The organism is Streptomyces sp. NPDC048584, assembly GCF_043199595.1.
Taxonomy (GTDB): domain Bacteria; phylum Actinomycetota; class Actinomycetes; order Streptomycetales; family Streptomycetaceae; genus Streptomyces; species Streptomyces edwardsiae.
Genome location: NZ_JBICWF010000015.1, coordinates 104,190 through 127,525, shown reverse-complemented (window position 1 = coordinate 127,525; position 23,336 = coordinate 104,190). Strand labels below are relative to the sequence as shown.

19 protein-coding genes, 1 tRNA gene and 1 riboswitch are annotated in these 23,336 nt (G+C 72.6%); of the genes, 15 read left to right on the top strand and 5 right to left on the bottom strand.

Going from position 1 to position 23,336, the window contains the following annotated elements; translation table 11 throughout:
• Position 1 precedes the first annotated feature (1 nt).
• Positions 2–559: a DUF6082 family protein gene (locus tag ACGFR9_RS29035; RefSeq protein ID WP_393214078.1), complete on the bottom strand. Its 558-nt coding sequence runs from the start codon at positions 557–559 to the stop codon at positions 2–4.
• Positions 560–878: 319 nt separating this feature from the next.
• Here ACGFR9_RS29035 and ACGFR9_RS29030 point away from each other — a divergent pair, with 319 nt between their 5' ends.
• Positions 879–1,928, top strand: a complete 1,050-nt coding sequence (locus ACGFR9_RS29030; protein ID WP_393214075.1) for a CobW family GTP-binding protein — start codon at positions 879–881, stop codon at positions 1,926–1,928.
• On the opposite strand, the gene ACGFR9_RS29025 is transcribed toward ACGFR9_RS29030, so the two are convergent.
• Positions 1,925–4,375, bottom strand: coding sequence for a DNA topoisomerase (ATP-hydrolyzing) subunit A (locus tag ACGFR9_RS29025; protein ID WP_393214072.1), 2,451 nt, complete (start codon positions 4,373–4,375; stop codon positions 1,925–1,927). The genes ACGFR9_RS29030 and ACGFR9_RS29025 overlap by 4 nt on opposite strands.
• Before the next feature lie 692 nt (positions 4,376–5,067).
• On the opposite strand from ACGFR9_RS29025, the gene ACGFR9_RS29020 reads away from it, so the two are divergent.
• The 4 genes from ACGFR9_RS29020 to ACGFR9_RS29005 all read left to right on the top strand — a co-directional run bounded on the left by ACGFR9_RS29020 (position 5,068) and on the right by ACGFR9_RS29005 (position 9,870).
• Positions 5,068–6,438 carry a M16 family metallopeptidase gene (locus ACGFR9_RS29020; protein ID WP_393214069.1) on the top strand — a complete coding sequence of 457 codons (1,371 nt, stop codon included), beginning with the start codon at positions 5,068–5,070 and terminating at the stop codon, positions 6,436–6,438.
• The gene (locus tag ACGFR9_RS29015; RefSeq protein ID WP_393214066.1) at positions 6,435–7,823 is read left to right on the top strand and encodes a M16 family metallopeptidase; all 1,389 of its coding nucleotides are present in this window, start codon (positions 6,435–6,437) and stop codon (positions 7,821–7,823) included. The genes ACGFR9_RS29020 and ACGFR9_RS29015 overlap by 4 nt, the downstream gene beginning before the upstream one ends.
• Before the next feature lie 197 nt (positions 7,824–8,020).
• A riboswitch (cyclic di-AMP (ydaO/yuaA leader) is annotated at positions 8,021–8,185 on the top strand.
• Positions 8,186–8,197: 12 nt separating this feature from the next.
• Positions 8,198–8,971 carry a M23 family metallopeptidase gene (locus ACGFR9_RS29010; protein WP_393214064.1) on the top strand — a complete coding sequence of 258 codons (774 nt, stop codon included), beginning with the start codon at positions 8,198–8,200 and terminating at the stop codon, positions 8,969–8,971.
• Between the two features lie 182 nt (positions 8,972–9,153).
• Positions 9,154–9,870: a GntR family transcriptional regulator gene (locus ACGFR9_RS29005; protein WP_393214061.1), complete on the top strand. Its 717-nt coding sequence runs from the start codon at positions 9,154–9,156 to the stop codon at positions 9,868–9,870.
• A gap of 155 nt (positions 9,871–10,025) precedes the next feature.
• Here ACGFR9_RS29005 and ACGFR9_RS29000 read toward each other — a convergent pair whose 3' ends face one another.
• Positions 10,026–10,307, bottom strand: coding sequence for an HPr family phosphocarrier protein (locus tag ACGFR9_RS29000; protein WP_053637259.1), 282 nt, complete (start codon positions 10,305–10,307; stop codon positions 10,026–10,028).
• A gap of 187 nt (positions 10,308–10,494) precedes the next feature.
• On the opposite strand from ACGFR9_RS29000, the gene ACGFR9_RS28995 reads away from it, so the two are divergent.
• The 9 genes from ACGFR9_RS28995 to ACGFR9_RS28955 all read left to right on the top strand — a co-directional run bounded on the left by ACGFR9_RS28995 (position 10,495) and on the right by ACGFR9_RS28955 (position 21,580).
• Positions 10,495–13,389 (top strand): GNAT family N-acetyltransferase, encoded by a 2,895-nt coding sequence (locus tag ACGFR9_RS28995; RefSeq protein ID WP_393214058.1) that lies wholly within the window; start codon positions 10,495–10,497, stop codon positions 13,387–13,389.
• A 41-nt stretch (positions 13,390–13,430) separates the two neighbouring features.
• Positions 13,431–14,018, top strand: a complete 588-nt coding sequence (locus ACGFR9_RS28990; RefSeq protein WP_393214055.1) for a DUF5998 family protein — start codon at positions 13,431–13,433, stop codon at positions 14,016–14,018.
• A complete protein-coding gene (locus ACGFR9_RS28985; protein WP_393214052.1) occupies positions 14,018–15,259 on the top strand; it encodes an alkaline phosphatase family protein in 1,242 nt (413 codons plus the stop codon). The genes ACGFR9_RS28990 and ACGFR9_RS28985 overlap by 1 nt, the downstream gene beginning before the upstream one ends.
• A 46-nt stretch (positions 15,260–15,305) precedes the next feature.
• A complete protein-coding gene (locus ACGFR9_RS28980; RefSeq protein ID WP_393214049.1) occupies positions 15,306–15,956 on the top strand; it encodes a thymidine kinase in 651 nt (216 codons plus the stop codon).
• Between the two features lie 159 nt (positions 15,957–16,115).
• Positions 16,116–16,191: transfer RNA gene (locus ACGFR9_RS28975), tRNA-Arg, on the top strand.
• A gap of 106 nt (positions 16,192–16,297) precedes the next feature.
• Positions 16,298–17,434: a gala protein gene (locus ACGFR9_RS28970; protein ID WP_393214046.1), complete on the top strand. Its 1,137-nt coding sequence runs from the start codon at positions 16,298–16,300 to the stop codon at positions 17,432–17,434.
• Positions 17,431–19,200 (top strand): ankyrin repeat domain-containing protein, encoded by a 1,770-nt coding sequence (locus ACGFR9_RS28965; RefSeq protein ID WP_393214043.1) that lies wholly within the window; start codon positions 17,431–17,433, stop codon positions 19,198–19,200. Before ACGFR9_RS28970 ends, ACGFR9_RS28965 begins: the two co-directional genes overlap by 4 nt.
• The gene (locus tag ACGFR9_RS28960; protein ID WP_393214040.1) at positions 19,155–20,384 is read left to right on the top strand and encodes an AAA family ATPase; all 1,230 of its coding nucleotides are present in this window, start codon (positions 19,155–19,157) and stop codon (positions 20,382–20,384) included. The genes ACGFR9_RS28965 and ACGFR9_RS28960 overlap by 46 nt, the downstream gene beginning before the upstream one ends.
• Positions 20,385–20,395: 11 nt before the next feature.
• Complete coding sequence (locus ACGFR9_RS28955; protein WP_393214037.1) at positions 20,396–21,580, top strand: VWA-like domain-containing protein; 1,185 nt, start codon at positions 20,396–20,398, stop codon at positions 21,578–21,580.
• 18 nt (positions 21,581–21,598) lie between these two features.
• Here ACGFR9_RS28955 and ACGFR9_RS28950 read toward each other — a convergent pair whose 3' ends face one another.
• Both ACGFR9_RS28950 and ACGFR9_RS28945 read right to left on the bottom strand, forming a co-directional pair.
• The gene (locus tag ACGFR9_RS28950; protein ID WP_393214034.1) at positions 21,599–21,814 is read right to left on the bottom strand and encodes a DUF397 domain-containing protein; all 216 of its coding nucleotides are present in this window, start codon (positions 21,812–21,814) and stop codon (positions 21,599–21,601) included.
• Complete coding sequence (locus ACGFR9_RS28945; RefSeq protein WP_393214031.1) at positions 21,811–22,701, bottom strand: helix-turn-helix domain-containing protein; 891 nt, start codon at positions 22,699–22,701, stop codon at positions 21,811–21,813. Before ACGFR9_RS28945 ends, ACGFR9_RS28950 begins: the two co-directional genes overlap by 4 nt.
• 148 nt (positions 22,702–22,849) lie before the next feature.
• Between ACGFR9_RS28945 and ACGFR9_RS28940 the strand changes: the two genes are divergently transcribed.
• The gene (locus ACGFR9_RS28940) at positions 22,850–23,305 is read left to right on the top strand and encodes an ATP-binding protein (RefSeq protein WP_393214028.1); all 456 of its coding nucleotides are present in this window, start codon (positions 22,850–22,852) and stop codon (positions 23,303–23,305) included.
• The last annotated feature ends 31 nt before the right edge of the window (positions 23,306–23,336 follow it).

Here is a 23,336-nt window from a genome sequence, read left to right as displayed (position 1 = left end):
CTCACGAGTCGAGCGGCGGTTCCCCGACGACCCACCACTCGTCGGTGTCGGCTTCGTCGAGCTGCAGCAGCAGGTCGTCGATCAGCTGGCCGAGTTCCGCCTCGACGGTTCCCGTCAGGCTCGCGCGCTGGTGCCCGGTCGCGTACCAGTAGTCCCTGACGATCGGGCTCTGGAACATGCCGCGAGCGTGCTTGAAGAACTCCTCCCTGCTCATGTTGCCGATGCGGTAGTAGCAGAGCAGGTTCGTGTACAGGGCGTTGGCGAACAGATACTGGCGGCGCTTCTGCGCGGTGAGGGGAACCTCGTAGAGGTCCAGAACCTCGGCCAGTTCCGGGTCGTCGATCGCCTTGCTCAGCAGTTCCCAGTGCTGGCGCTGCTGCATGGCCAGATTGGCCTGCCGCTGTGTCACCGCACCCTTCTCCAGGTGCTCCAGACGCTCGCTGAACGTGGTCAGGGCCTGTCGCTGCGCCGCCATGGCGGCACACGCGCCCGCCGCCATACCCAGGCAGACCGCGACCGCGGAGCCGAGCCCCCGTATCCCACTGTTCCGTGTGGCCATGTCAAATACCCCCGATCAGGCCGCCGTCCGCCGGTCGTCGGGGTGCGGGTCGACTGTAGGGAACCGGCGAGCGGTGGGCGGCGCTTGCCGCCTTCCAGGGTGCCGAGCGGCTCTGATCGGCGGGAAGGCGGAGAGGAGGCGCACGGAGGGAAGCGAGGGTCGCACAAACCGGCGCCTTGCCCAACGTCTGCCCCGTGGATGCTGCTAACAATCGTTCACTTCGCCGCCGTTCTCATGGCTCGTATCCTGGTGCGTCAGTCGTTTCCCGCGCGTACGCGCGGACGTGAGCCGGGGTACGCCCAGGGGTGAGAGGGGTCGTGTGGTGGTGCGGAGCGGCGGGCGGCGGATTCCGGTCGTGATACTGGCCGGATTCCTCGGATCGGGGAAGACCACCCTGCTCAACCACCTTCTCCACCGCAGCGGCGGCAGCCGCATCGGCGCGGTCGTCAACGACTTCGGGGCCATCGAGATCGACGCCATGGCCGTCGCCGGGGCGCTCGGGGACTCGACCGTGTCACTGGGCAACGGGTGTCTCTGCTGTGCCGTCGACGGCAGTGAACTCGACGTGTACCTGGAGCGGCTCGCCCGCCCCTCCGCCGGCATCGACGTCATCGTCATCGAGGCCAGCGGCCTCGCCGAACCGCAGGAACTCGTGCGGATGGTGCTCGCCAACGAGCACCCGGACATCGTGTACGGCGGACTCGTCGAGGTCGTGGACGCCGCCGAGTTCGACGCCACCCGGGCCCGGCACCCCGAGATCGACCGGCATCTCGGTCTCGCGGATCTCGTGGTCGTCAACAAGGTGGACCGGGTCACGGACGCCTCGCGCGTGCTGACCCTGGTCCGCTCGCTCGTCGACCGGGCGGCCGTCGTTTCCGCCACGCACGGCCGGGTCGACCCCGAGTTCCTCTTCGACTGCAGGCCGAGCCAGGAGCGCGTCGGGCAGTTGTCGTTCGACGATCTGCATCACCACGAGAACGACCACACCCGGCATCTCCACGCCGCCTACGACAGCCTCTCCTTCGTTTCCGGACGTCCGCTGGACCCGCGGCGGCTGATGCGGTTCCTGGACAGCCGGCCCGAGGGGCTCTACCGGATCAAGGGGTACGTCGACTTCGGCCCGTACGACGTCCGCAACCGGTACGCGGTCCATGCCGTGGGACGGTTCCTGCGGTTCTGTCCTGAACCCTGGCCGGCCGGTGAGGAGCGGCTCACGCAGCTCGTGCTCATCGGCGCCGGCATCGACGCGGGGGCGCTGCGCGAGGAGCTGGAGGCGTGCGGGAGCGACGGCGCCCCACACGCCGACGAGCACGGCATGTGGGGCGTACTGCGCTATGTGCGGGACCCGGCGGAGGACCCGGCGGCCTAGACCGGTCCGGCCACCACCCACACCGTCTTCGGCAGGGACACACCCGAGCCGTCGCGGCGCGGGTCGGGCTCCGGGAGGCCCACCGCCGTGCCGTTCTTCTGGGCGGCACGGGCCGGGACCGGGCCCGTCCAGGCGAAGGCCAGACAGTCCTCGCCCTTCAGGAACCGCTGGCAGCGCACGCCGCCGGTGGCCCGGCCCTTGCGCGGATACTGGTCGAACGGGGTCAGCTTGGCCGTCGTCTGCACCGAGTCGTCCAGCGTGCCGCGCGAGCCCGCGACCGTGAACACCACCGCGTCCGCGGCCGGGTCGACCGCGGTGAACGAGATGACCTTCGCTCCGTCGGTCAGCTTGATGCCCGTCATACCGCCCGCCGGGCGGCCCTGCGGGCGGACCTGTGCGGCCGGATAGCGCAGCAGCTGTGCGTCGTCGCTGATGAAGACGAGGTCCTCCTCGCCCGTGCGCAGCTCGATCGCCCCGATGATCCGGTCGCCCTCCTTGAGCGTGATGACCTCCAGCTCCTCCTTGCTGGAGGGGTAGTCGGGCACCACACGCTTGACGACACCCTGTTCCGTGCCGAGCGCCAGGCCGGGGGACGACTCGTCGAGCGTGGTCAGGCACACCACCTGTTCGTCGTCCTCCAGGGACACGAACTCGGCCAGCGGCGCCCCGCCCGACAGGTTCGGCGTCGGAATCGCCTCCGGCAGCTGCGGCAGGTCCACGACGTTCAGCCGGAGCAGACGGCCGGCCGAGGTGACGACGCCGACCTCGCCACGGGCCGTCGCCGGCACGGCGGAGACGATGACGTCGTGCTTGACCCGCTTGCCGTCGTCGGCGAGCGGCTCGTTGTCCGCCGTACGGGCCAGCAGACCCGTGGACGACAGCAGCACGCGGCACGGGTCGTCCGCCACCTGCAGCGGTACGACGGCGGCCGGGGCACCGCCCGACTCCAGCAGCAGCGTACGGCGGTCGTTGCCGAACTTCTTGGCCACGGCGGCCAGTTCCGTGGAGACCAGCTTGCGCAGCTCCGCGTCCGAGTCGAGGATCCGGGTCAGCTCCTCGATCTCCGTGTTCAGCCGGTCCTTCTCGGACTCCAGCTCGATACGGTCGTACTTGGTGAGGCGGCGCAGGGGCGTGTCCAGGATGTACTGGGTCTGGATGTCGCTCAGCGAGAACCGCTCGATCAGGCGTTCCTTCGCCTGCGCGGAGTTCTCGCTGGAGCGGATGAGGCGGATGACCTCGTCGATGTCCACCAGGGCCGTGAGCAGGCCCTCGACCAGGTGGAAGCGGTCGCGCCGCTTGCTGCGGCGGAACTCCGAACGGCGTCGTACGACGTTGAATCGGTGGTCGAGGTAGACCTCGAGGAGTTCCTTGAGGCCCAGGGTGAGCGGCTGGCCGTCCACCAGCGCCACGTTGTTGATGCCGAAGGACTCCTCCATCGGCGTCAGCTTGTACAGCTGCTCCAGGACCGCTTCCGGCACGAAGCCGTTCTTGATCTCGATGACCAGTCGCAGACCGTGCTCGCGGTCGGTGAGGTCCTTCACGTCGGCGATGCCCTGGAGCCTCTTCGAGCCGACCAGATCCTTGATCTTGCCGATGACCTTCTCCGGGCCGACGGTGAACGGCAGCTCGGTGACGACGAGACCCTTGCGGCGGGCCGTCACGTCCTCCACGGTGACCGTCGCGCGGATCTTGAACGTGCCGCGGCCCGTCTCGTACGCGTCCCGCACGCCGGACAGGCCGACGATCCGGCCGCCGGTGGGCAGGTCGGGGCCCGGGACGTGCTTCATCAGGGCTTCGAGGTCGGCGTTCGGATACCGGATCAGATGACGGGCGGCCGCGACGACCTCACGCAGGTTGTGCGGCGGCATGTTGGTGGCCATGCCGACGGCGATGCCCGACGCGCCGTTCACCAGGAGGTTCGGGAACGCGGCGGGCAGCGCGACCGGTTCCTGCTCCTGGCCGTCGTAGTTGGGCGCGAAGTCGACCGTGTCCTCGTCGATGGACTCGGTCATCAGGCTGGTGGCCTCGGCCATCCGGCACTCGGTGTACCGCATGGCCGCGGGCGGGTCGTCGTTGCCCAGCGAGCCGAAGTTGCCGTGGCCGTCGACGAGGGGGACGCGCATCGAGAAGGGCTGGGCCATGCGGACCAGGGCGTCGTAGATCGACGCGTCGCCGTGGGGGTGCAGCTTGCCCATGACCTCGCCGACGACGCGGGCGCACTTCACGTAGCCGCGTTCGGGGCGCAGGCCCATCTCGTTCATCTGGTAGACGATGCGGCGGTGCACCGGCTTGAGGCCGTCGCGCGCGTCCGGCAGGGCGCGGGAGTAGATGACCGAGTACGCGTACTCGAGGAAGGAGCCCTGCATCTCGTCGACGACGTCGATGTCGAGGATCTTCTCCTCGTACGAGTCGTCGGGCGGCGGGGTCTTCGTGCTGCGGCGGGCCATCGCTGCCGGCTCCTTGCTGAAGCGTGTGGACGGGATCTGACGCGGACCATTGTGGACTGTCGCACTGACAGGTGGGACCAGGACCTGGTTGAGGGGGTGCTGGGGTGGGAAGGGTACGGGGCGTTTTCGGGCGGGGGCGCGTGGGGGTGGACGGGCGGGGCGGGGGGTGCGGTCCCGGGGGCGGGGGCCGGTCGCGCGGCCCGGCGCTTGCGGGGTGCCGTCGCGCCCGCTCGCGGGGCGGGCGGGGCGGGGCTGGGCTTGTGGCCCGGGGTGGTGGCTGGGCGGGGGCTGGTCGCGCGGCCCGGCGCTTGCGGGGTGCCGTCGCGCCCACCCGTGCCGCCCCAGCGGCACGACTGCCCGCGGGAGCGGAGGCGGTGTGGCGCCCGGGTGTGTGCGGGAGTGGTGGGGTGTGGCGCCTGGGTGTCCGCGGGAGCGGAGGGGGTGTGGCGCCTGGGTGTGCGCGGGAGCGGAGGGGTGTGGCGCCCGGGTGTGCGCGGGAGCGGGGGCGGTGTGGCGCTCGGGTGTGTGCGGGAGGGCGGAGGGGGGTGTCCGTGGAGTGGGTGGGTGGTCTCGCTCTCGGCGTAGTTCGGGGGTGGTGGGAACTTCGTCGGGGGTCGGCGCGCTTGCATACAGTGGCAGGACCGGTAGAAACGGCGGGGTCGACGACCGTCTCCGCGATCGAAGGGACGTACATGCCCATGGGTCACACGGCCACAGCCCAGGCAGGCTCCGGCGGCCTGAAAGCGACCGAGCACCGCCTGGCCAACGGCCTGCGCGTGGTGCTGTCCGAGGACCACCTGACCCCGGTCGCCGCGGTGTGCCTCTGGTACGACGTGGGTTCGCGCCACGAAGTCAAGGGGCGTACGGGCCTGGCTCACCTTTTCGAGCACCTGATGTTCCAGGGCTCCGCCCAGGTGAAGGGCAACGGTCACTTCGAGCTGGTCCAGGGCGCCGGCGGCTCCCTCAACGGCACCACCAGCTTCGAGCGCACCAACTACTTCGAGACCATGCCCGCCCACCAGCTGGAGCTCGCCCTCTGGCTGGAGGCCGACCGCATGGGCTCCCTGCTGACCGCCCTGGACGACGAGTCCATGGAGAACCAGCGGGACGTCGTCAAGAACGAGCGCCGCCAGCGCTACGACAACGTGCCCTACGGCACGGCGTTCGAGAAGCTGACCGCCCTCGCCTACCCGGAGGGCCACCCTTACCACCACACGCCCATCGGCTCGATGGCGGACCTGGACGCGGCCACCCTGGAGGACGCCCGCCAGTTCTTCCGCACGTACTACGCGCCGAACAACGCGGTGCTGTCCGTGGTCGGCGACATCGACCCGGAGCAGACGCTCGCGTGGGTCGAGAAGTACTTCGGCTCCATCCCGGGCCACGACGGCAAGGCAGCCCCGCGTGACGGCGCGCTGCCGGAGGTCATGGGCGGCCAGCTGCGCGAGGTCGTGGAGGAGGAGGTCCCCGCGCGGGCGCTGATGGCCGCCTACCGGCTGCCCGAGGACGGCACGCGCGCGTGCGACGCCGTCGACCTGGCGCTCACCGTCCTCGGCGGCGGCGAGTCCTCGCGTCTCTACAACCGGCTCGTACGGCGCGACCGTACGGCCGTGGCGGCCGGCTTCGGCCTGCTGCGGCTGGCCGGGGCACCCTCCCTGGGCTGGCTGGACGTGAAGACGTCCGGTGACGTGGAGGTGCCGGTCATCGAGGCCGCCATCGACGAGGAGCTCGCCCGGTTCGCGGAACAGGGCCCCACGGCGGAGGAGATGGAGCGCGCGCAGGCGCAGCTGGAGCGCGAGTGGCTCGACCGGCTCGGCACGGTCGCGGGCCGCGCCGACGAACTGTGCCGGTACGCGGTCCTGTTCGGCGACCCCCAGCTCGCCCTGACCGCCGTACAGCGCGTCCTGGAGGTCACGGCGGAGGAGGTGCAGGAGGTCGCCAAGGCCCGTCTGCGCCCCGACAACCGCGCGGTGCTGGTCTATGAGCCCGTCACGGCCGAGGCAGAGGACACCGGGGAAGCCGCCGCAACCGGCACCGACGAGAACGAGGAGGCGGCGAAGTGACCGAGCTCGCCACGATGGACTTCCACCCGCAGCCGCAGCCGGGCGACGCCAAGCCCTGGGCCTTCCCGGCCCCCGAGCGCGGCCGCCTCGACAACGGCCTGACCGTACTGCGCTGCCACCGCCCCGGCCAGCAGGTCGTCGCCGTGGAGGTACTCCTCGACGCGCCCCTGGAGGCCGAGCCGGCCGGTCTCGACGGTGTCGCCACGATCATGGCGCGGGCCTTCTCCGAGGGCACCGACAAGCACTCCGCCGAGGAGTTCGCCGCCGAACTGGAGCGCTGCGGCGCCACCCTGGACGCGCACGCCGACCACCCCGGCGTCCGCCTCAGCCTGGAGGTCCCGGCCTCCCGGCTCACCAAGGGACTCGGCCTGCTCGCCGACGCGCTCAGGGCACCGGCGTTCGCCGACAGCGAGGTCGAGCGGCTGGTCCGCAACCGTCTCGACGAGATCCCGCACGAGCTGGCGAACCCCTCCCGCCGCGCCGCGAAGGAGCTCTCCAAGGAGCTGTTCCCGGCGAGTGCGCGCATGTCGCGCCCGCGCCAGGGCACCGAGGACACGGTCGAGGGCATCGACTCCGCGGCCGTACGCGCCTTCTACGAGAAGCACGTCCGCCCCGCCACGGCCACCGCCGTGGTCGTCGGCGACCTCACGGGCATCGACCTGGACGCGCTGCTCGGCGACACCCTCGGCTCCTGGACCGGCTCCACTGCCGAGCCGCGGCCCGTGCCGCCGGTGGTCGCCGACGACACCGGGCGCGTCGTGATCGTGGACCGCCCCGGCGCCGTCCAGACGCAGTTGCTGATCGGCCGGATCGGCGCCGACCGGCACGACCGCGTGTGGCCCGCGCAGGTGCTCGGCACGTACTGCCTCGGCGGCACCCTCACCTCCCGCCTGGACCGCGTGCTGCGCGAGGAGAAGGGATACACCTACGGCGTCCGGTCGTTCGGGCAGGTCATGCGGTCCGCCCCGGACGGCACCGGCGCGGCGATGCTGGCCATCAGCGGCTCCGTGGACACCCCGAACACCGGCCCGGCCCTCGAGGACCTGTGGACGGTGCTGCGCACGCTCGCCGCTGACGGGCTGACGGACGACGAGCGTGATGTCGCCGTGCAGAACCTCGTGGGTGTGGCGCCGCTCAAGTACGAGACCGCCGCGGCCGTCGCGAGCACCCTGGCCGACCAGGTCGAGCAGCATCTGCCCGACCACTACCAGGCCGACCTGTACCGGCAGTTGGCGGCCACCGGCACCGTGGAGGCCACCGCGGCCGTCGTGAACGCCTTCCCGGTGGACCGCCTGGTGACGATCCTCGTCGGCGACGCGGCGCAGATCAAGGCGCCCGTCGAGGCCCTCGGCATCGGTGAAGTCACGGTCGTGTCCGCCGAGTAGCGAACGGCGCGGTCGCGCGCGGGGGCCCTGATGACTCGAAGGTCACCAGGGCCCCCTTTTGCCCGAATCGGTACGGAAGTTGCCCGTCTGGTCTGTGGGATGCGCTACAAAAACCGGGATTCGTTTGAGGATCGGGAGACGGCCCGCTTAGCGTCATGCGGGCTGTTCGTCGGGCAGTGCGCCGCATCCGCGGCACCGGACAGTCATCGCCGAGTCCCCCCAAGGCGCGAGCCAGGGGAGCCGGGGACCCATCGCAGTCCCTGGGGTGAATCGGACGCCCGCGTGTGTCGCGAGGGGGTCCGTAGGAGACCTTCCTGCTCCGAACCCGTCAGCTAACCCGGTAGGCGAGAGGGAAGGAAAGGACCAGCCTGTACATGGCGTTCACTCGCGCCCCGGGCAAGCACCGCCGTATCCGCGGCACGCAGCGCGGCACCGTCCGCGCGGCGGGCGTCGCGGCACTCACCGGCACCGGCGTCATCGGGTCCCTCGCGGCCCCCGCACTGGCCGCCGAACCCGCTGCCGCACAGACCGGTCTCACGCCCGTCGTCATCCTCGGCGACGAGGTCGCCGACCGGATCGACGCCCAGGCGGCCGCCCAGCACGAGGCCGCACGCGAGGCGGCCGAGGCCGCCGCGCGCAAGGCCGCGGAGGAGCAGGCCCGCGAGAAGGCCGCCAAGGCGGCCGCGGAGGCCCGCGCGGAGAAGGAGCGTGCCGCGCGGGAGGCCGAGCGCGTCCGCCTCAACACCTTCGTCTCCCCGATTCCCGGCTCGTACGTCTCGACCGGCTACAAGACCGGCGGCGCCGTCTGGTCCTCCGGCAGCCACACCGGGGTCGACTTCCACGCCGCGACCGGTACACCCGTCCAGTCGGTCGGCATCGGCACCGTCGTCGAGGCCGGCTGGGGCGGCTCGTACGGCAACCAGGTCGTCATCAGGATGAACGACGGCACGTACACCCAGTACGGGCATCTGTCGTCCATCGGTGTCTCGGTGGGCCAGCAGGTCACCGCCGGGCAGCAGATCGGCCTCTCCGGCGCGACCGGCAACGTCACGGGCGCGCACCTGCACTTCGAGGCCCGTACGACCGCCGAGTACGGCTCCGACCTCGACCCCGTCGCCTACCTCCGCGCGCACGGCGTCGGCCTCTGACCCGTACCGCCTCCCGATGCCCCGGCTCCCCGAGCCGGGGCATCGGTGATTTCCAGGGAATGCCTGTCCAAAAAACAGGCATGGATTCCGGCTCTCCGTCGGAAATTCCCGCCGATTGCAATAGAGTCGCGGAACACACGTCAATCGGCGACGTTTCACGGGGATTGAGCCGGAGGTTCGTCATGCGTATTCCCGCGCACTCGGTGTGCACGGCGATCCGGGACGACATCGTCGCGGGTGTCCACGAGCGCGGGGCCCGGCTCACCGAGGAGGTCCTCGCCCGCCGGTACGGCGTCTCCCGCGTCCCCGTCCGGGAGGCGCTGCGCACGCTGGAGGCCGAGGGGTTCGTGGTGACCCGGCGGCACGCGGGCGCGTGTGTCGCGGAACCCGGGGCGCAGGAGGCCGCCGATCTGCTGGAGATGCGGATGCTCCTCGAACCGCTCGGCGCGGCCCGCGCGGCCCAGCGGCGGACCGACGCCCATCTGAAGGTGCTGCGCGGCCTGGTCCGGCTGGGGCAGGAGCGCGCCCGTCAGGGCAACAGCGACGATCTGCGCTCCCTGAGCGGCTGGTTCCACGAGACACTCGCCCAGGCCACCGGCAGCCCGGCCCTGACCTCGACACTGACCCAGCTGCGGCACAAGATCGCCTGGATGTACGCCGCCGAGGGCCCGCCGGACCCGGTCGAGTACTGGGCGGAGCACGGCGCGATCGTGGACGCCGTGGCGCGCGGCGACGGCGACCGCGCGCGGGCCGTCACCGCGCTGCACACCGAGCGCGCGAACGCCGGACACCGGCTGCGTCCCGGCCCCGGCCTCGGCGCCGGCACCGACCGGGCCGGCCGCACGGAGCGTGTGAGGAACCCGCAACATCCCGTAAACATGCCGAGTCTCCGGAATTAACACGGCTGCCGTATACAAAGAGGAGTTATTCGCGGGGGCTTATCAGCGCTGCCCGGAAATGAGAAATACAAAAGGCCCGCCCGATGGTCGGGGCGGGCCTTTCGATATGGTGGGCGCGTGTCCGGTAAAAGAACGTTCCCGCGCCGACGCGTCACTCAGACGGTCTCGGGGAGTTCCTCGAGGCCCTCGGAGACCAGCTTCGCCAGACGGTCCAGGGCGGCGTCGGCACCCTCGGCGTCGGAGGCGAGGACGATCTCCTCGCCGCCCTGGGCGCCCAGGCCCAGGACGGCCAGCATGGAGGCCGCGTTGACGGGGTCGCCCCCGGCCTTGGCGATCGTCACCGGGACGCCTGCGGCCGTGGCGGCTCGGACGAAGATGGAGGCGGGGCGGGCGTGGAGACCCTCGGCCCAGCCGACGTTGACGCGGCGCTCAGCCATGTGTTGCTGCCCTTCGGTGTTCAGGGTTGTCTAGACCAGTTTCCCACATCGTGAAGCATGCCCTGGGCAGGGCCGGAACGGCATCGCTCCCGCTCCGGATCACAGCCGGACCGCGGCCTCGGTCCGGCTGACGTCCTCCACAGACTGCCTCGCGCCGTTGTCGTACGCGAGCCGTACTCTGGGCCCCATGCAGACCTCGTCGGACCGGCATGAGTACCCCGCCCACTGGGAGGCCGACGTGGTGCTGCGTGACGGCGGCACCGCGCGCATCCGCCCCATCACCGTCGATGACGCCGAGCGCCTGGTCAGCTTCTACGAGCAGGTGTCGGACGAGTCGAAGTACTACCGCTTCTTCGCGCCCTACCCACGTCTGTCCGCCAAGGACGTCCACCGCTTCACGCACCACGACTTCGTGGACCGGGTGGGACTCGCGGCCACCATCGGCGGCGAGTTCATCGCCACCGTACGCTACGACCGGATCGGCGCCGACGGGGCTCCCGCGTCCGCGCCCGCCGACGAGGCCGAGGTCGCCTTCCTCGTACAGGACGCCCACCAGGGCCGCGGCGTCGCCTCCGCCCTGCTCGAACACATCGGAGCCGTCGCGCGCGAGCGCGGCATCCGCCGGTTCGCGGCCGAGGTGCTGCCCGCCAACAACAAGATGATCAAGGTGTTCACCGACGCCGGCTACACCCAGAAGCGCAGCTTCGAGGACGGCGTCGTGCGCCTGGAGTTCGGCCTCGAACCCACCGACCGCTCCGTGGCCGTGCAGCGCGCACGGGAACAGCGCGCCGAGGCGCGCTCGGTGCAGCGGCTGCTCGCCCCCGGATCGGTCGCCGTCGTCGGCGCCGGCCGCACCCCGGGCGGCGTGGGCCGCAGCGTCCTCGACAACCTGCGGGACACCGGGTTCACGGGCCGGCTCCACGCCGTGAACCGCGCGCTGGGCGAGGGGGAGAAGGAGCTCGGCGGGGTGGCCGCGTACCGCTCGGTGCGGGAGATCGACGGGCCGGTCGACCTCGCGGTCGTCGCGGTGCCCGCGGAGCAGGTCCCCGGGATCGTCACCGAGTGCGGTGAGCACGGGGTGCAGGGGCTCGTCGTCGTCTCCGCCGGCTACGCCGAGTCCGGCCCCGAGGGCCGCGAACGCCAGCGTGCCCTCGTACGGCAGGCCCGCTCGTACGGAATGCGGATCATCGGACCGAACGCGTTCGGCGTCATCAACACCTCCCCGGACATACGCCTGAACGCCTCGCTCGCCCCGGAGATGCCCCGCCCAGGCCGGATCGGGCTGTTCGCCCAGTCCGGCGCCATCGGTGTCGCCCTGCTGTCCCGGCTGCACCGGCGCGGCGGCGGCGTCACCGGCGTCACCGGCGTGTCCACCTTCGTCTCCTCCGGCAACCGGGCCGACGTCTCCGGCAACGACGTCCTGCAGTACTGGTACGAGGACCCCGACACGGACGTCGCCCTGATGTACCTGGAGTCCATCGGCAACCCCCGCAAGTTCACCCGCCTCGCCCGCCGGACCGCGGCGGCGAAGCCGCTGGTCGTGGTCCAGGGCGCACGCCATGGGGCGGGGCCCAGCGGGCATGCCGTACGGGCGACGCGGCTGCCGCACGCCACCGTGTCCGCGCTGCTGCGGCAGGCGGGCGTGATCCGCGTGGACACCATCACCGAGCTCGTCGACGCGGGCCTGCTGCTCGCCCGCCAGCCCCTGCCGGCCGGACCCCGGGTGGCGATCCTCGGCAACTCCGAGTCCCTGGGCCTGCTCACCTACGACGCCTGCCTCGCCGAGGGGCTGCGTCCGCACCGCCCGCTGGACCTCACCACCGCCGCCTCCGCCGCGGACTTCCACGCGGCGCTCTCGCACGCGCTCGCCGACGACACGAGCGACGCGGTCGTCGTGACCGCGATCCCGGCGGTGGGGGAGACCTCGGTCGGCGACGCGGCCCTGGCCAAGGCCCTGCGCTCGGCCGCCGCCGCGACCCCGTCCAAGCCCGTCCTCGTGGTCCACGTGGAACTCGGCGGCCTCGCGGAGGCGCTGTCGGCGGCGACGAGCACGGCACCGCAACCGCGGGACCGGGCAGCCCCGGCGCCGCTGCCCGAGCCGGGCCCCGCTTCCGCGACGGCACCGCGATCCCGGACGGGCCCCGCTTCCGCGCCCGCCCCGTCGCCGCGGCCCCGGACGAATCCCACCTCCGTGACGCCCCAGCCACCCCCCGACGGCGCTCACCTCATCCCCGCCTACCCCGCCGCCGAGCGTGCCGTACGCGCCCTCGCGCAGGCCGTCGCGTACGGGCAGTGGCGGCGCGAGGCCGCCGACCCCGGCAAGGTGCCGGAGTACGAGAACATCGACGAGCGGGGCGCCGCCGCCCTCATCGACGGGCTGCTCGCGCGCGGGCAGGGCCTCACCCTCGGCACCGACGAGACCTGCGACCTGCTCGGCGCCTACGGCGTCGAGGTCCACCGCGCCCTCCCCGCCCCCGGCCCCGACGCCGCCGCCGACGCCGCGCGCACCCTCGGCTACCCCGTGGCCCTCAAGGCGACCGCACCCCATCTGCGGCACCGCGCCGACCTGGGCGGTGTCCGCCTGGACCTCGCCGACGAGGAACAACTGCGGCGGGCGTACGCCGAGTTGACGGAGCTGTTCGGCGACCCGGAGGAGCTGCGCCCGGTGGTGCAGCGGATGGCCCCGCGCGGAGTCGACACCGTCGTACGCGCGGTCATCGACCCCGCCGCCGGAGCCGTGCTGTCCTTCGGTCTCGCCGGGGCCGCCTCCCAGCTGCTCGGCGACATGGCGCACCGGCTGATTCCGGTCACCGACCGGGACGCGGCCTCCCTGGTGCGATCGATCCGGACGGCGCCGCTCCTGTTCGGCTGGCGTGGTTCCGCACCGGTCGACACCCCCGCGCTGGAGGAGCTGATGGTGCGACTCTCGCGACTGGTCGACGATCACCCCGAGGTGGTCGCGGTCACCCTGGAACCGGTGGTCGTCGCCCCGCGCGGGGTCAGCGTCCTGGGCGCCTCCGTGCGCCTGGCCCCGCCGCCCGCGCGGGACGACCTCGGCCCACGTACGCTCCCCGCGTACTGAGCGGTGCCGGGCAGTCGGCGGTCCCCCGTAGGATGGGCGTCATGGCCAAGACCAGTACGACGACCCAGGGGCTGCGGGCGGCGATCGAACGCAGCGGCTACTACCCGGCTCTCGTGGCCGAGGCGGTGGAGGCCGCCGTGGGCGGCGAGCCCGTCCGGTCGTACCTGGTCCACCAGGAGACGACGTTCGACCAGAACGAGGTACGGCGGCATGTCACCGTGCTCGTCCTCACCGACAACCGCTTCATCGTCAGCCACACCGACGAGCAGGCCGCGGACACCACCTCCCCGACGCCGTACGCCACCACGTCCACGGAGTCGGTCAAGCTCGGCCGGATCTCGTCGATCGTGGTCAGCCGCGTGGTCGCCAACCCGGAGTCGTACAAGCCGGGCACGCTGCCGCGCGAGATCGTGCTCACCATCGGCTGGGGCGCCGTCGCCCGCCTCGACCTGGAGCCGGCCGCCTGCGGCGACCCCAACTGCGAGGCCGACCACGGCTACACGGGCAGCTCGACGGCCGACGACCTGAGCCTGCGCGTCAGCGAGGCCGGCGACGGCCCGGAGACGGTACGCCAGGCCCTCACGTTCGCCCAGGCCCTCTCCGAGGCGACCGCGGACACCGCCCGCTGATGTCCCACCCGTCTCCCCCCGCCGCCCATGACCGAGGGCGCCCCGCGCCCGCCCCTCCCGCAGTCTGGGACACCGACCCGGAGCCCCTCCCCCTCTCCTCCGCCCCCCTGCCCGCCTACGGCACCGGCTCGCTCGCCGACCTGCTGCCCACGCTCGCCGCGGGTTTGGGCGTCCCCGGTACCACCGCCGCGATCCCCGAGCTGACCCCCGCCGACCGGAACTGCGTGTTCCTGATCGACGGGCTGGGCTGGGAGCAGCTGAAGGCGCACCCCGACGAAGCCCCCTTCATGACGTCCCTGCTCGCCGCCTCGCGCGGCGGCACCGGCCGTCCGATCACCACCGGATACCCGGCGACGACCGCCACCTCCCTCGCCTCCGTCGGCACCGGCCTGCCGCCGGGGGCGCACGGCCTGCCCGGCTACACCGTGCGCGATCCCGGCACCGGCGAGCTGATGAACCAGCTGCGCTGGCAGCCCTGGACCCCGCCCGGCGCCTGGCAGCCGTACCCCACCGTCTTCGAGCTGGCCCACCGCGCGGGTGTGCACGCGGCCCAGGTCTCCTCGCCGGCCTTCGCGAACACCCCGCTGACCAAGGTCGCGCTCAGCGGCGGCAGCTTCCACGGGAGGCTGTCCGGCGAGGAGCGCATGGACGTCGCCGCCGAGCAGCTGGCCGCTGCCGACCGCTCGCTGGTCTACACGTACTACGCCGAGGTCGACGGCGCCGGCCACCGCTTCGGCGTGGACTCCGACACCTGGCGCGGCCAGCTCATGTACGTCGACCGCCTGGTCCAGCGCCTGGCCGAACAACTGCCGCCGCGCAGCGCGCTGTACGTCACCGCCGACCACGGCATGGTCGACATCCCCTTCGACGAGCAGCACCGTATCGACTTCGACGAGGACTGGGAGCTGAAGGCGGGGGTCGCCCTCCTCGGCGGCGAGGGCCGCGCCCGGCACGTCTACGCCGTACCGGGCGCCGCCGGTGACGTACTGACCTGCTGGCGCGAGGTGCTCGGCGAGCAGTTCTGGGTGGCCTCGCGTGACGAGGCGATCGAGGCGGGCTGGTTCGGGCCGTCCGTCGACGAGCGCGTCCATCAGCGCCTCGGCGACGTGATCGCCGCCGCGCGGGACGACGTCCTGCTGATCGCCTCAGAGCGGGAGCCCAGGGAGTCGGCCATGGTCGGCAACCACGGTTCGCTGACACCCGCCGAGCAGCTCGTCCCGCTGCTCGAAGTACGCTCCTGACTCCCCGCCCGCCCCGACCCCGTTGCCGAAAGGTGCCCGACCTCCCATGCCCGAGCTGGTGTTCTTCTCCGGAACGATGGACTGCGGGAAGTCGACACTGGCTCTGCAGATAGAGCACAACCGTTCCGCGCGGGGCCTGGTCGGCATGATCTTCACCCGTGACGACCGGGCCGGCGAGGGCAAGCTGTCCTCCCGCCTCGGCCTGGTCACGGACGCGGTCGAGGTCGGCGACGGCGCGGATCTGTACGCGTACCTCGTCGACCATCTCTCCCAGGGCCGGCGCGCGGACTATGTCATCGCCGACGAGGCGCAGTTCCTGGGGCCGGAGCAGATCGACCAGCTCGCGCGCGTGGTCGACGACCTGGAACTCGACGTCTACGCCTTCGGCATCACGACCGACTTCCGCTCCAAGCTGTTCCCCGGCTCCCAGCGCCTGGTGGAACTGGCCGACCGGGTCGAGGTGCTCCAGGTCGAGGCCCTGTGCTGGTGCGGCGCCCGTGCCACGCACAACGCCCGCACGGTCGGCGGCGTCATGGTCGTCGAGGGCGCCCAGGTCGTCGTCGGCGATGTCACCGGCGCTGCGGACGAGGTCGGCTACGAGGTCCTGTGCCGGCGTCACCACCGCCGCCGTATGACGGCCGCGACGTCGGGCGCGGGGGCACTGTCACCGGATGTGCTGCCGGTCTCGTCCGGCTGACGGACCGCTGACCGTGCGGGGGACCACCGACCGCGGGGGCCACCGACCGCGCGGGGACCACCGACGGTGCGGGGGCCACCGACCGCGGGGGCCGCGCACAAGAATTCATTCAAACAAGTGATCGACACGGCGGCCGATCCCGCTATGATCATCCATGGCGAGGCTGTAGCGCAGAGGTCGTCGCGCCCTAGCATCGAGCTGGAGGACGTCGGTTCGAATCCGACCAGCCTTGCCACCCTTGTCGTGGAGGAACGTCGATTGGCGTCGGTCCGTCCTGGGCGGGCGGAGGGCGGTGCCGCCCTCGGCGGGCCGGGCACCGGCGATGGACCGGTGGAGTGGTGATGACGCAGCCGACACCCGTGCGCTGCCCGGCGATCGAGCACCCGGACATTCCGATCAGTGATCCTTCCGGGCTCGACCCGCTGCTGACCCGGCTGAGGTCGGCGCGGGCGGTGGAGACCGACGAGACGTTCCCGCTCGGCACCGTCCGCGCGGACGGCCGTGTCGACCTGTGCAAGCAGGGGCTCGGCACGGCCGGCGCCGCCCGGCTGATGCCCGTCGCCGCCGCCTCACCGCACGCCCGGCACGTGCTCCTCGGTACCAACGCCATCGGAGACGAAGGCGCGTCCACGGTCGCCCGGGCACTCGCCGACGGCCATGGACTGCACACGCTCTACCTCGGCTGCAACCGCATCGGCCCGGACGGCGCCGGCGCGCTCGCCGACGCCCTGTCGGCGGACGACACCGTCCGGGCCCTGTGGCTCAAGCGCAACCCGGTCGGCGACGACGGCGCCTCGGCGCTCGCCGCGATGCTCCGCCGCAACACCGCGCTGCGCACCCTCGACCTGGTCAACACCGGTGTCACCACCGACGGTCTGCGTACCCTGCTCGACGCCCTCACCGGCCGCCCGCGCCCCGTGGAACGCCTGTTCCTCGGGGGTAACGGCCTGACCGCCGAGGCCGCCGGCCTGCTGGCGGCGCTGATCAGGGACGCCGGCGTACGCGAGCTGTATCTGCCCGCCAACCACCTCGGCGACGAGGGCGCCGCCGTCCTCGCGGCAGCCGCCGCCGACGCCGGAGGGCCGGTACGGCTGGGCCTGGGCGGCAACGGGATCGGACCGGCCGGGGCGCGCGCCCTCGCCGACGCCCTGGGCGCCATCGAGATGCTCGACCTGGGTCGGCCGATGTCGGAGCGCAGCCTCGGCGCCCCCGCCAACGCCACCGGCGACGAAGGCGCCCACGCCCTGGCCGCCGCCCTCCCCGGCAGCCCGCTGCGCCGGCTGGAGCTGTGCCACACCGGGCTCACCGGGCGGGGCGCGAAGTCCCTGCTGGCGGCGGTGCCGGACGGCTCGCCGCTGGAGTACGTCGGTCTGGGGCCGGGACTGCCCCGGAAGGTGAAGCGGTCCTTCACGCGGCGCCTGCGGCCCATGGCCGGGTCCCACCCCGACCTGCGCGCGATAGGAAGTGTCTACCGTTGAGCGGCCGCCCCGATTCCCCCTGCTTCTCCCCGGAGGAGGCGGCGAGTTGGCGGAGGATCCGCCGTTACGCCGTCCCCCGCACGATGATCGGGAGCGCGACGGAACGCCGTACGGCCGGAGACTGGCGCGGAGCGTGCGCGGCGGCCGGCGTGGACGTCGACATCGACCTGCCGGAGGTCGCCGAGCACTGCGGCGACGACATCGCCGACGCACTGGAGGAGGACCTGCGCCACCTGGTCCCGGACCTGGTGCGCTGGCACCTGCCCCGGGTTCTGGGCGGACGGACCACCCTCGACACCGGCCGGACCGTCGTCCTCGCCCGCTACCGGCCGCTGCGGGAGGGCGAAGGCCCCCGGGCCGCGCCGTATCTGCACCTGGTCACGCCCGCCATGCTGGAGGGCCCGCAGCGGATCACCCTGCGCTTCAGCACCGTCGCGGACGAGGAGGGCGCGGGTGTCTTTGGCGGTGGAGCCGAGGACTGGCGGTACGCCCGGCACCTGTGGGACGCGCGCCGGACCGCCGAACTGCGCGAGCGCGGCGGCGGCACCGACCGGCCCCCCTTCTTCCACGCCGACGGCCGCCCACGCCGTACGGACGAACTGCCCACCGCGGACCCCGGCCCCGGCGACGCGGCCGCCCGCGCCGAGTGGGTCACCCTGCTGCACCGGAAGGGCGAGGTCGAGGCGGCCTTCGCCGCCGCCGGGATCGAGCTCGACCTGACACCTCCGGCCGGACCCGGCTGGTACCGGGGCGATCCGGCGGTGCTTCTCGGCCGTCTCGCCCTCGACCACACCCGCCTGGAGCGGGAGGTCCGCCGGCTGACGGACGAGGGCGTCGGCGACCGTTACCTCGTCATGGGTGACTGGCACACCCGCTTCCTGCTGGAACCGGCGGCCACCGGCGGCCGCACCGGGCTGCGGATGAGGGCCGTGGGCCGCGAGGAGACCAAGGGGGTGCCGTTCCTGGCCGAAGCGCTCTGGCGCAGGCTCCCCGACCTCGACCTCATGCGCGTCGGCGGCATCGAGCCGGAGCACCTGCATCCGCTGGTGAGCGAGGCGCTGTTCCCCGCCCTCCGGGGTGCCGAAGGCCCGCCGGGCCCCACCGACCCCGCATCCGTCCGGGTGCGCTGCCGCGGTGAGTGGCACGAGGTGGGCTTCCGCGCGGGCGGTCTGCTCCGTATGCCGCACAGCGACGAGGAGCAGCGGCGCGAGCGGGCCCTGCGCGCGTTCGGCGGCGCCGTCGCCGGATGCTTCGCCGTCGAGCAGACCTGGGCGTCCGGCAGCGGGCGGCTGCCCAAGGCGCTGCGTGCCCAGCGCCGGGACCTGTTCCTGCGTGCCCAGCACGGTGACACCCACGGCGTGCTCCACCTCCTGGACGCCGGCATGGACCCCCGCGTGCGCGACGCCACCGGACGCTCGCTGCTCCACGTACTGCATCTCCTCGACCACGAACCGCTCCTGCCGCGGCTGCTCGCGGCGGGGCTCGATCTGGAGGCCAGGGACCAGCGGGACCGTACTCCGCTCTTCGTAGCCGTCAACGACGGCGGTTCCAGGGCCCTCGTGGAGGCGTTCCTCGCCGCCGGTGCCCGGATCGACGTGGAGGACGAGTCCGAGCTGTCGCTGGCCCAGACCGTACGCCGGTACAAGCGCGCCGACCTGTCCTTCCTCCGGGACCGCGTACGGGAGGAGCATCCCGGCATCGGCGCCGACTGGTGGGACGAATGGATGGAACAGCGCGCGGCGGACGAAGAGGACATACCGTTTTGAACACCACCCCTGCCCCCCTGGCCGCCGCCGACGACCTCGTCGGCCGACTGCGCGCGCACCGCACGGAGCCGGCCGCCAACCCGCAACTGGAGGCCCTGGCACTGGCGGTGACGGCCAATCAGCCCGTCCTGCTGTGGGGCGAACCGGGCATCGGCAAGTCCGCCGGACTGGAACAGCTCGCCGCCGGGCTCGGCCTGCCGCTGGAGACGGTCATCGCCAGCGTGCACGAGCCGTCCGACTTCGCGGGACTGCCGATCGTCGGTGACGACCCGGCCACCACCGGAGTACCGATGGCCCCGCCCGACTGGGCGGTCCGCCTCACCCGCGCGGGACAGGGCCTGCTCTTCTTCGACGAACTGTCCTCCGCGCCCCCGGCCGTGCAGGCGGCGCTGCTGCGGGTCGTCCTCGAACGCCGGGTCGGCAGCCTCGTCCTGCCCGACGCGGTGCGCATCGTCGCCGCCGCCAACCCGCCCTCCAGCGCCGCGGACGGCTGGCATCTCAGCCCGCCGCTCGCCAACCGCTTCGTCCACCTCGACTGGACCCATGACCCGGCCACGGTCGCGCGCGGCATGGCCGGCACCTGGCCGGAGGTGGCCATTCCGGCGGTCGATCCGGCCAAGGTGCCCGGCGCCGTCGCGCGGGCCCGCGGCGCCGTCTCCGGTTTCCTCACGGCCCGGCCCGGCCTGGTCCACCACATCCCCGCCGACGCCGAGAGCCGGGGCCGCTCCTGGCCGTCCCCGCGCACCTGGGAGATGGCGCTGCGGCTGCTGGCCACCGGATACGCGACCGGGACGGGCCGGGAGGCCACGGCCGCCGCGCTGACCGGTGCCGTCGGGGACGGCGCGGGCATCGAACTTCTGTCGTACCTCGAACACCTCGATCTGCCCGACCCCGAGCGGGTCCTCGCCGACCCCGAGGCGTTCGCCCTGCCCGAGCGCGGCGACCGCCAACTCGCCTTCCTCATCGCGGTCGTCGCCGCCATCCAGAGCGATCTCACCCGGCCCCGCTGGGAGGCCGGCTGGGTGGTCCTGGCCAAGGCCGTGGACGCGGGCGTCCCGGACGTGGCCGCCCGGGCCGCCACCGACCTCGCGACGATGCGCCGGCTCGACTGGCCCGTACCCCCGGGCATCGACGGGTTCCTGGACCTGCTGCAGCTGTCCGGGGCCCTGCCCGGCGGCCGCTGAGACCCACGAGCATGACGGACCCCCGCGGCCGCCTCGACACGACCAAACTGCTCGCCGCCCGCTACCGCGCGGCCAACGACCGCCCCTACCTGGCCTCCGCCCTGTACGCCCTGACCGTCGTGGCCAGCCACGAGGTGCCGACGATGGGCGTGGACCGGCACTGGCGCTGCTACGTGTCGCCCGCCTTCGTCGACGCGACCCCCGTCGAGGAACTCGCGGGCGTCTGGATCCACGAGGTGGCACACCTGCTGCGCGACCACCACGGCCGTGCCGGCCGGCTGCCCGCCGCCGACCAGCGCGACCGGTACCGCGTCAACGTCGCCCAGGACTGCGAGATCAACGACGACCTCCTCACCGACGGCCTGCGCCTGCCCGCCGGACGCGTCGAGCCCCGCCTCTACGGCCTGCCCGAAGGCCGGCTGTTCGAGACGTACCTGCCCCAACTGCCGCCGCACGTACGGGGACACGACTGCGGCTCGGGTGCCCATGGCCGTCCCGCGCCCTGGGACCTCCCCGGAACCGCCGGCCCCGCCGCCCTCGGTGACGTCGAGGCCCAGGCACTGCGCCGGCACACCGCCGAGGCGATGCGCGCCCACCAACGCTCCCGAGGCACCCTGCCCGCGGGCTGGCAGCGCTGGGCCGAGGAACTCCTGGAACCCACCGTCGACTGGCGGCAGGCACTGTCCGGCGCGGTCCGGGAAGCCGCCGCATGGGCGGCGGGCGCCATCGACTACACCTACCGCCGCCCGTCGCGCCGCACCCCGGCGCTGCGCGGCGTCGTCCTCCCCAGCCTGCGCCGCCCGCTGCCCCGGGTGGCCGTCGTCGTCGACACCTCGGGCTCGATGGGAGACGACGAACTCGCCGCCGCGCTGGGGGAGGTGACGGGCGTGCTGCGCGAGGTCGGCGTACGGGGCAACCGCGTCACCGTCCTCGCCTGCGACGCCGACGTGCACGCCGTGTCCCGGGTGACGGCCACCGACCAGATCACCCTCGGCGGCGGGGGCGGCACGGACATGCGCGTCGGCATCGAAGCGGCCCTCGCGGCCCGCGACCGCCCGTCCATCGTCATCGTCCTCACCGATGGGCTCACCCCCTGGCCGGACGAGACCCCGTCCTGCCGCCTGATCGCGGCCCTGATCGGCGACGGCGCACCGCAGCCCCCGAGCTGGGTGGAGACGGTACGGGTCCCCGCCTGACGCATCCGGTCCCCGGCGTCAACCGCGTCGTTCCGACGAGGTCAACCCGACGAGGCCCGCCCATGCCGCACGCGAGACGGTGAGTACGGGCCCGGGCTCAGCCTTCGAGTCCCGGATGTGCACGACTGCCGTGGCGGCAGCCACCTCTACACAATCGCCGCCTTCGGTTCCGCTGTAGCTGCTCTTGAACCAGGCCAGGCCGGAGGCGACGGTCGAGGACTCAGCGTTGCTCATAGTGATTCCAGCACCCCTTCGATGAGTTCCAGCGACTCTCGCGGACTGAGAGCCTGCGATCGGATAATCCCATAGCGGGCGGCGGCCAGGGCCCCTTGCTCGGGGTCGGTCTGAAGAGAGCCGACCCCTTGCGCCTCCGCGTATACGAACTTCTTGCCGTCCTTGCGCGTGACGACGGTGAACGGCCCGTTCACGCCGGCGTTGTCCTCGCAATCGACCGGCATGACCTGGACCTCCACGTTGCGCTTCTGACCGGTCAGAAGCAGGTGCTCCAACTGTCCACGCAGCACGGACTTGCCGCCGTACGGACGCCGCAGGACCGCCTCGTCGAGTACGAAGCTCAACAGCGGGGCTGGGCGCCGGTCGAAGATGTCCCGCCGGGTCATGCGCGCCGTCACTCGGTGCTCGATGGTCTCCTCGTCCAGGGGAGGCCGCCTCATGGCGAGCAGCGCCCTCATGTATTCCTCTGTCTGAAGCAGCCCTTTGACCACCAGGGTGTCGTAGGCGACGAGTTCAATGGCTTCCTTCTCCAAGGCCGCCATCCCCTGAAAGAACGCCGGATACTGAGCCCGCTCCACCTGCTCCTTCCACAGGCTCAGCAACCCGCTCGCCCCGAGTACCTCGTCCGCACGCTCGATCGCCTGAGGCGTCGGAATCCTCCGCCCCTGCTCGAACGACGCGATGGTGGACGCCGAGTACCCGAGCCGCCGCCCGAACTCCTCGCGCTCCAGCCCCTCCCGCACGCGCAGCGTCTTCATCGTCTGCCCGAACGCGACGATGACGCCTCGCCCCGACTCGTCCTCGGGCCGCCGCCCGGCCCCACCCTCGTTCACGCGCTGCCCCGGAACCGCCTCGGTCCCGGCTTCCGCACCCTTGCGCTCAGTCATGCCACCACCGCCTCTTCCGCTCAACGCCCCCGCAAGGAACGCCGTCACGGCGCACAGCTCCTACCTGTGCGGACAAAGCGCGTACATCCGCCCCCTGTCGCTGCGTCACCACTGGTCACGCTACGCGACGGACGGAACCGTAAAGAGCATGACGACGAAACCCATCAACCCCACCCCCTTGGGCCGGCCCCGCACGTTCGGGATGCGCTTCACCTCCACACCCCGCGGAGCCCGACTCGCCCGCCATCTGGCTGCCGTACGCCTGGACGCGTGGGGCATCCCGTACGGCACCGACCCGCACGACGCGATCGTGCTGATCGTCGCCGAACTCTCCGCGAACGCCGTCCAGCACGGCCACGTCCCCGGCCGGGACTTCCACCTCGGCCTTCACGCGACCCCCGACGGCGTACGCGTGGAGGTCACCGACACCCGCGCGGAACGCGATCCCCGACGCCCCACCGTTCCGGAGGAGTCCGCCGAGTCAGGCCGCGGCCTGCTCCTCGTATCGCACCTCGCGACCCACTGGAACTGGCACCCACGCCCCGACGGCCCGGGCAAGACCGTCTGGGCGGAGTACACACTCCCGTCCGTGCCCCAGCGGTGAACCGCCCTTCCGGCGCGCAGGGCGATGCGAC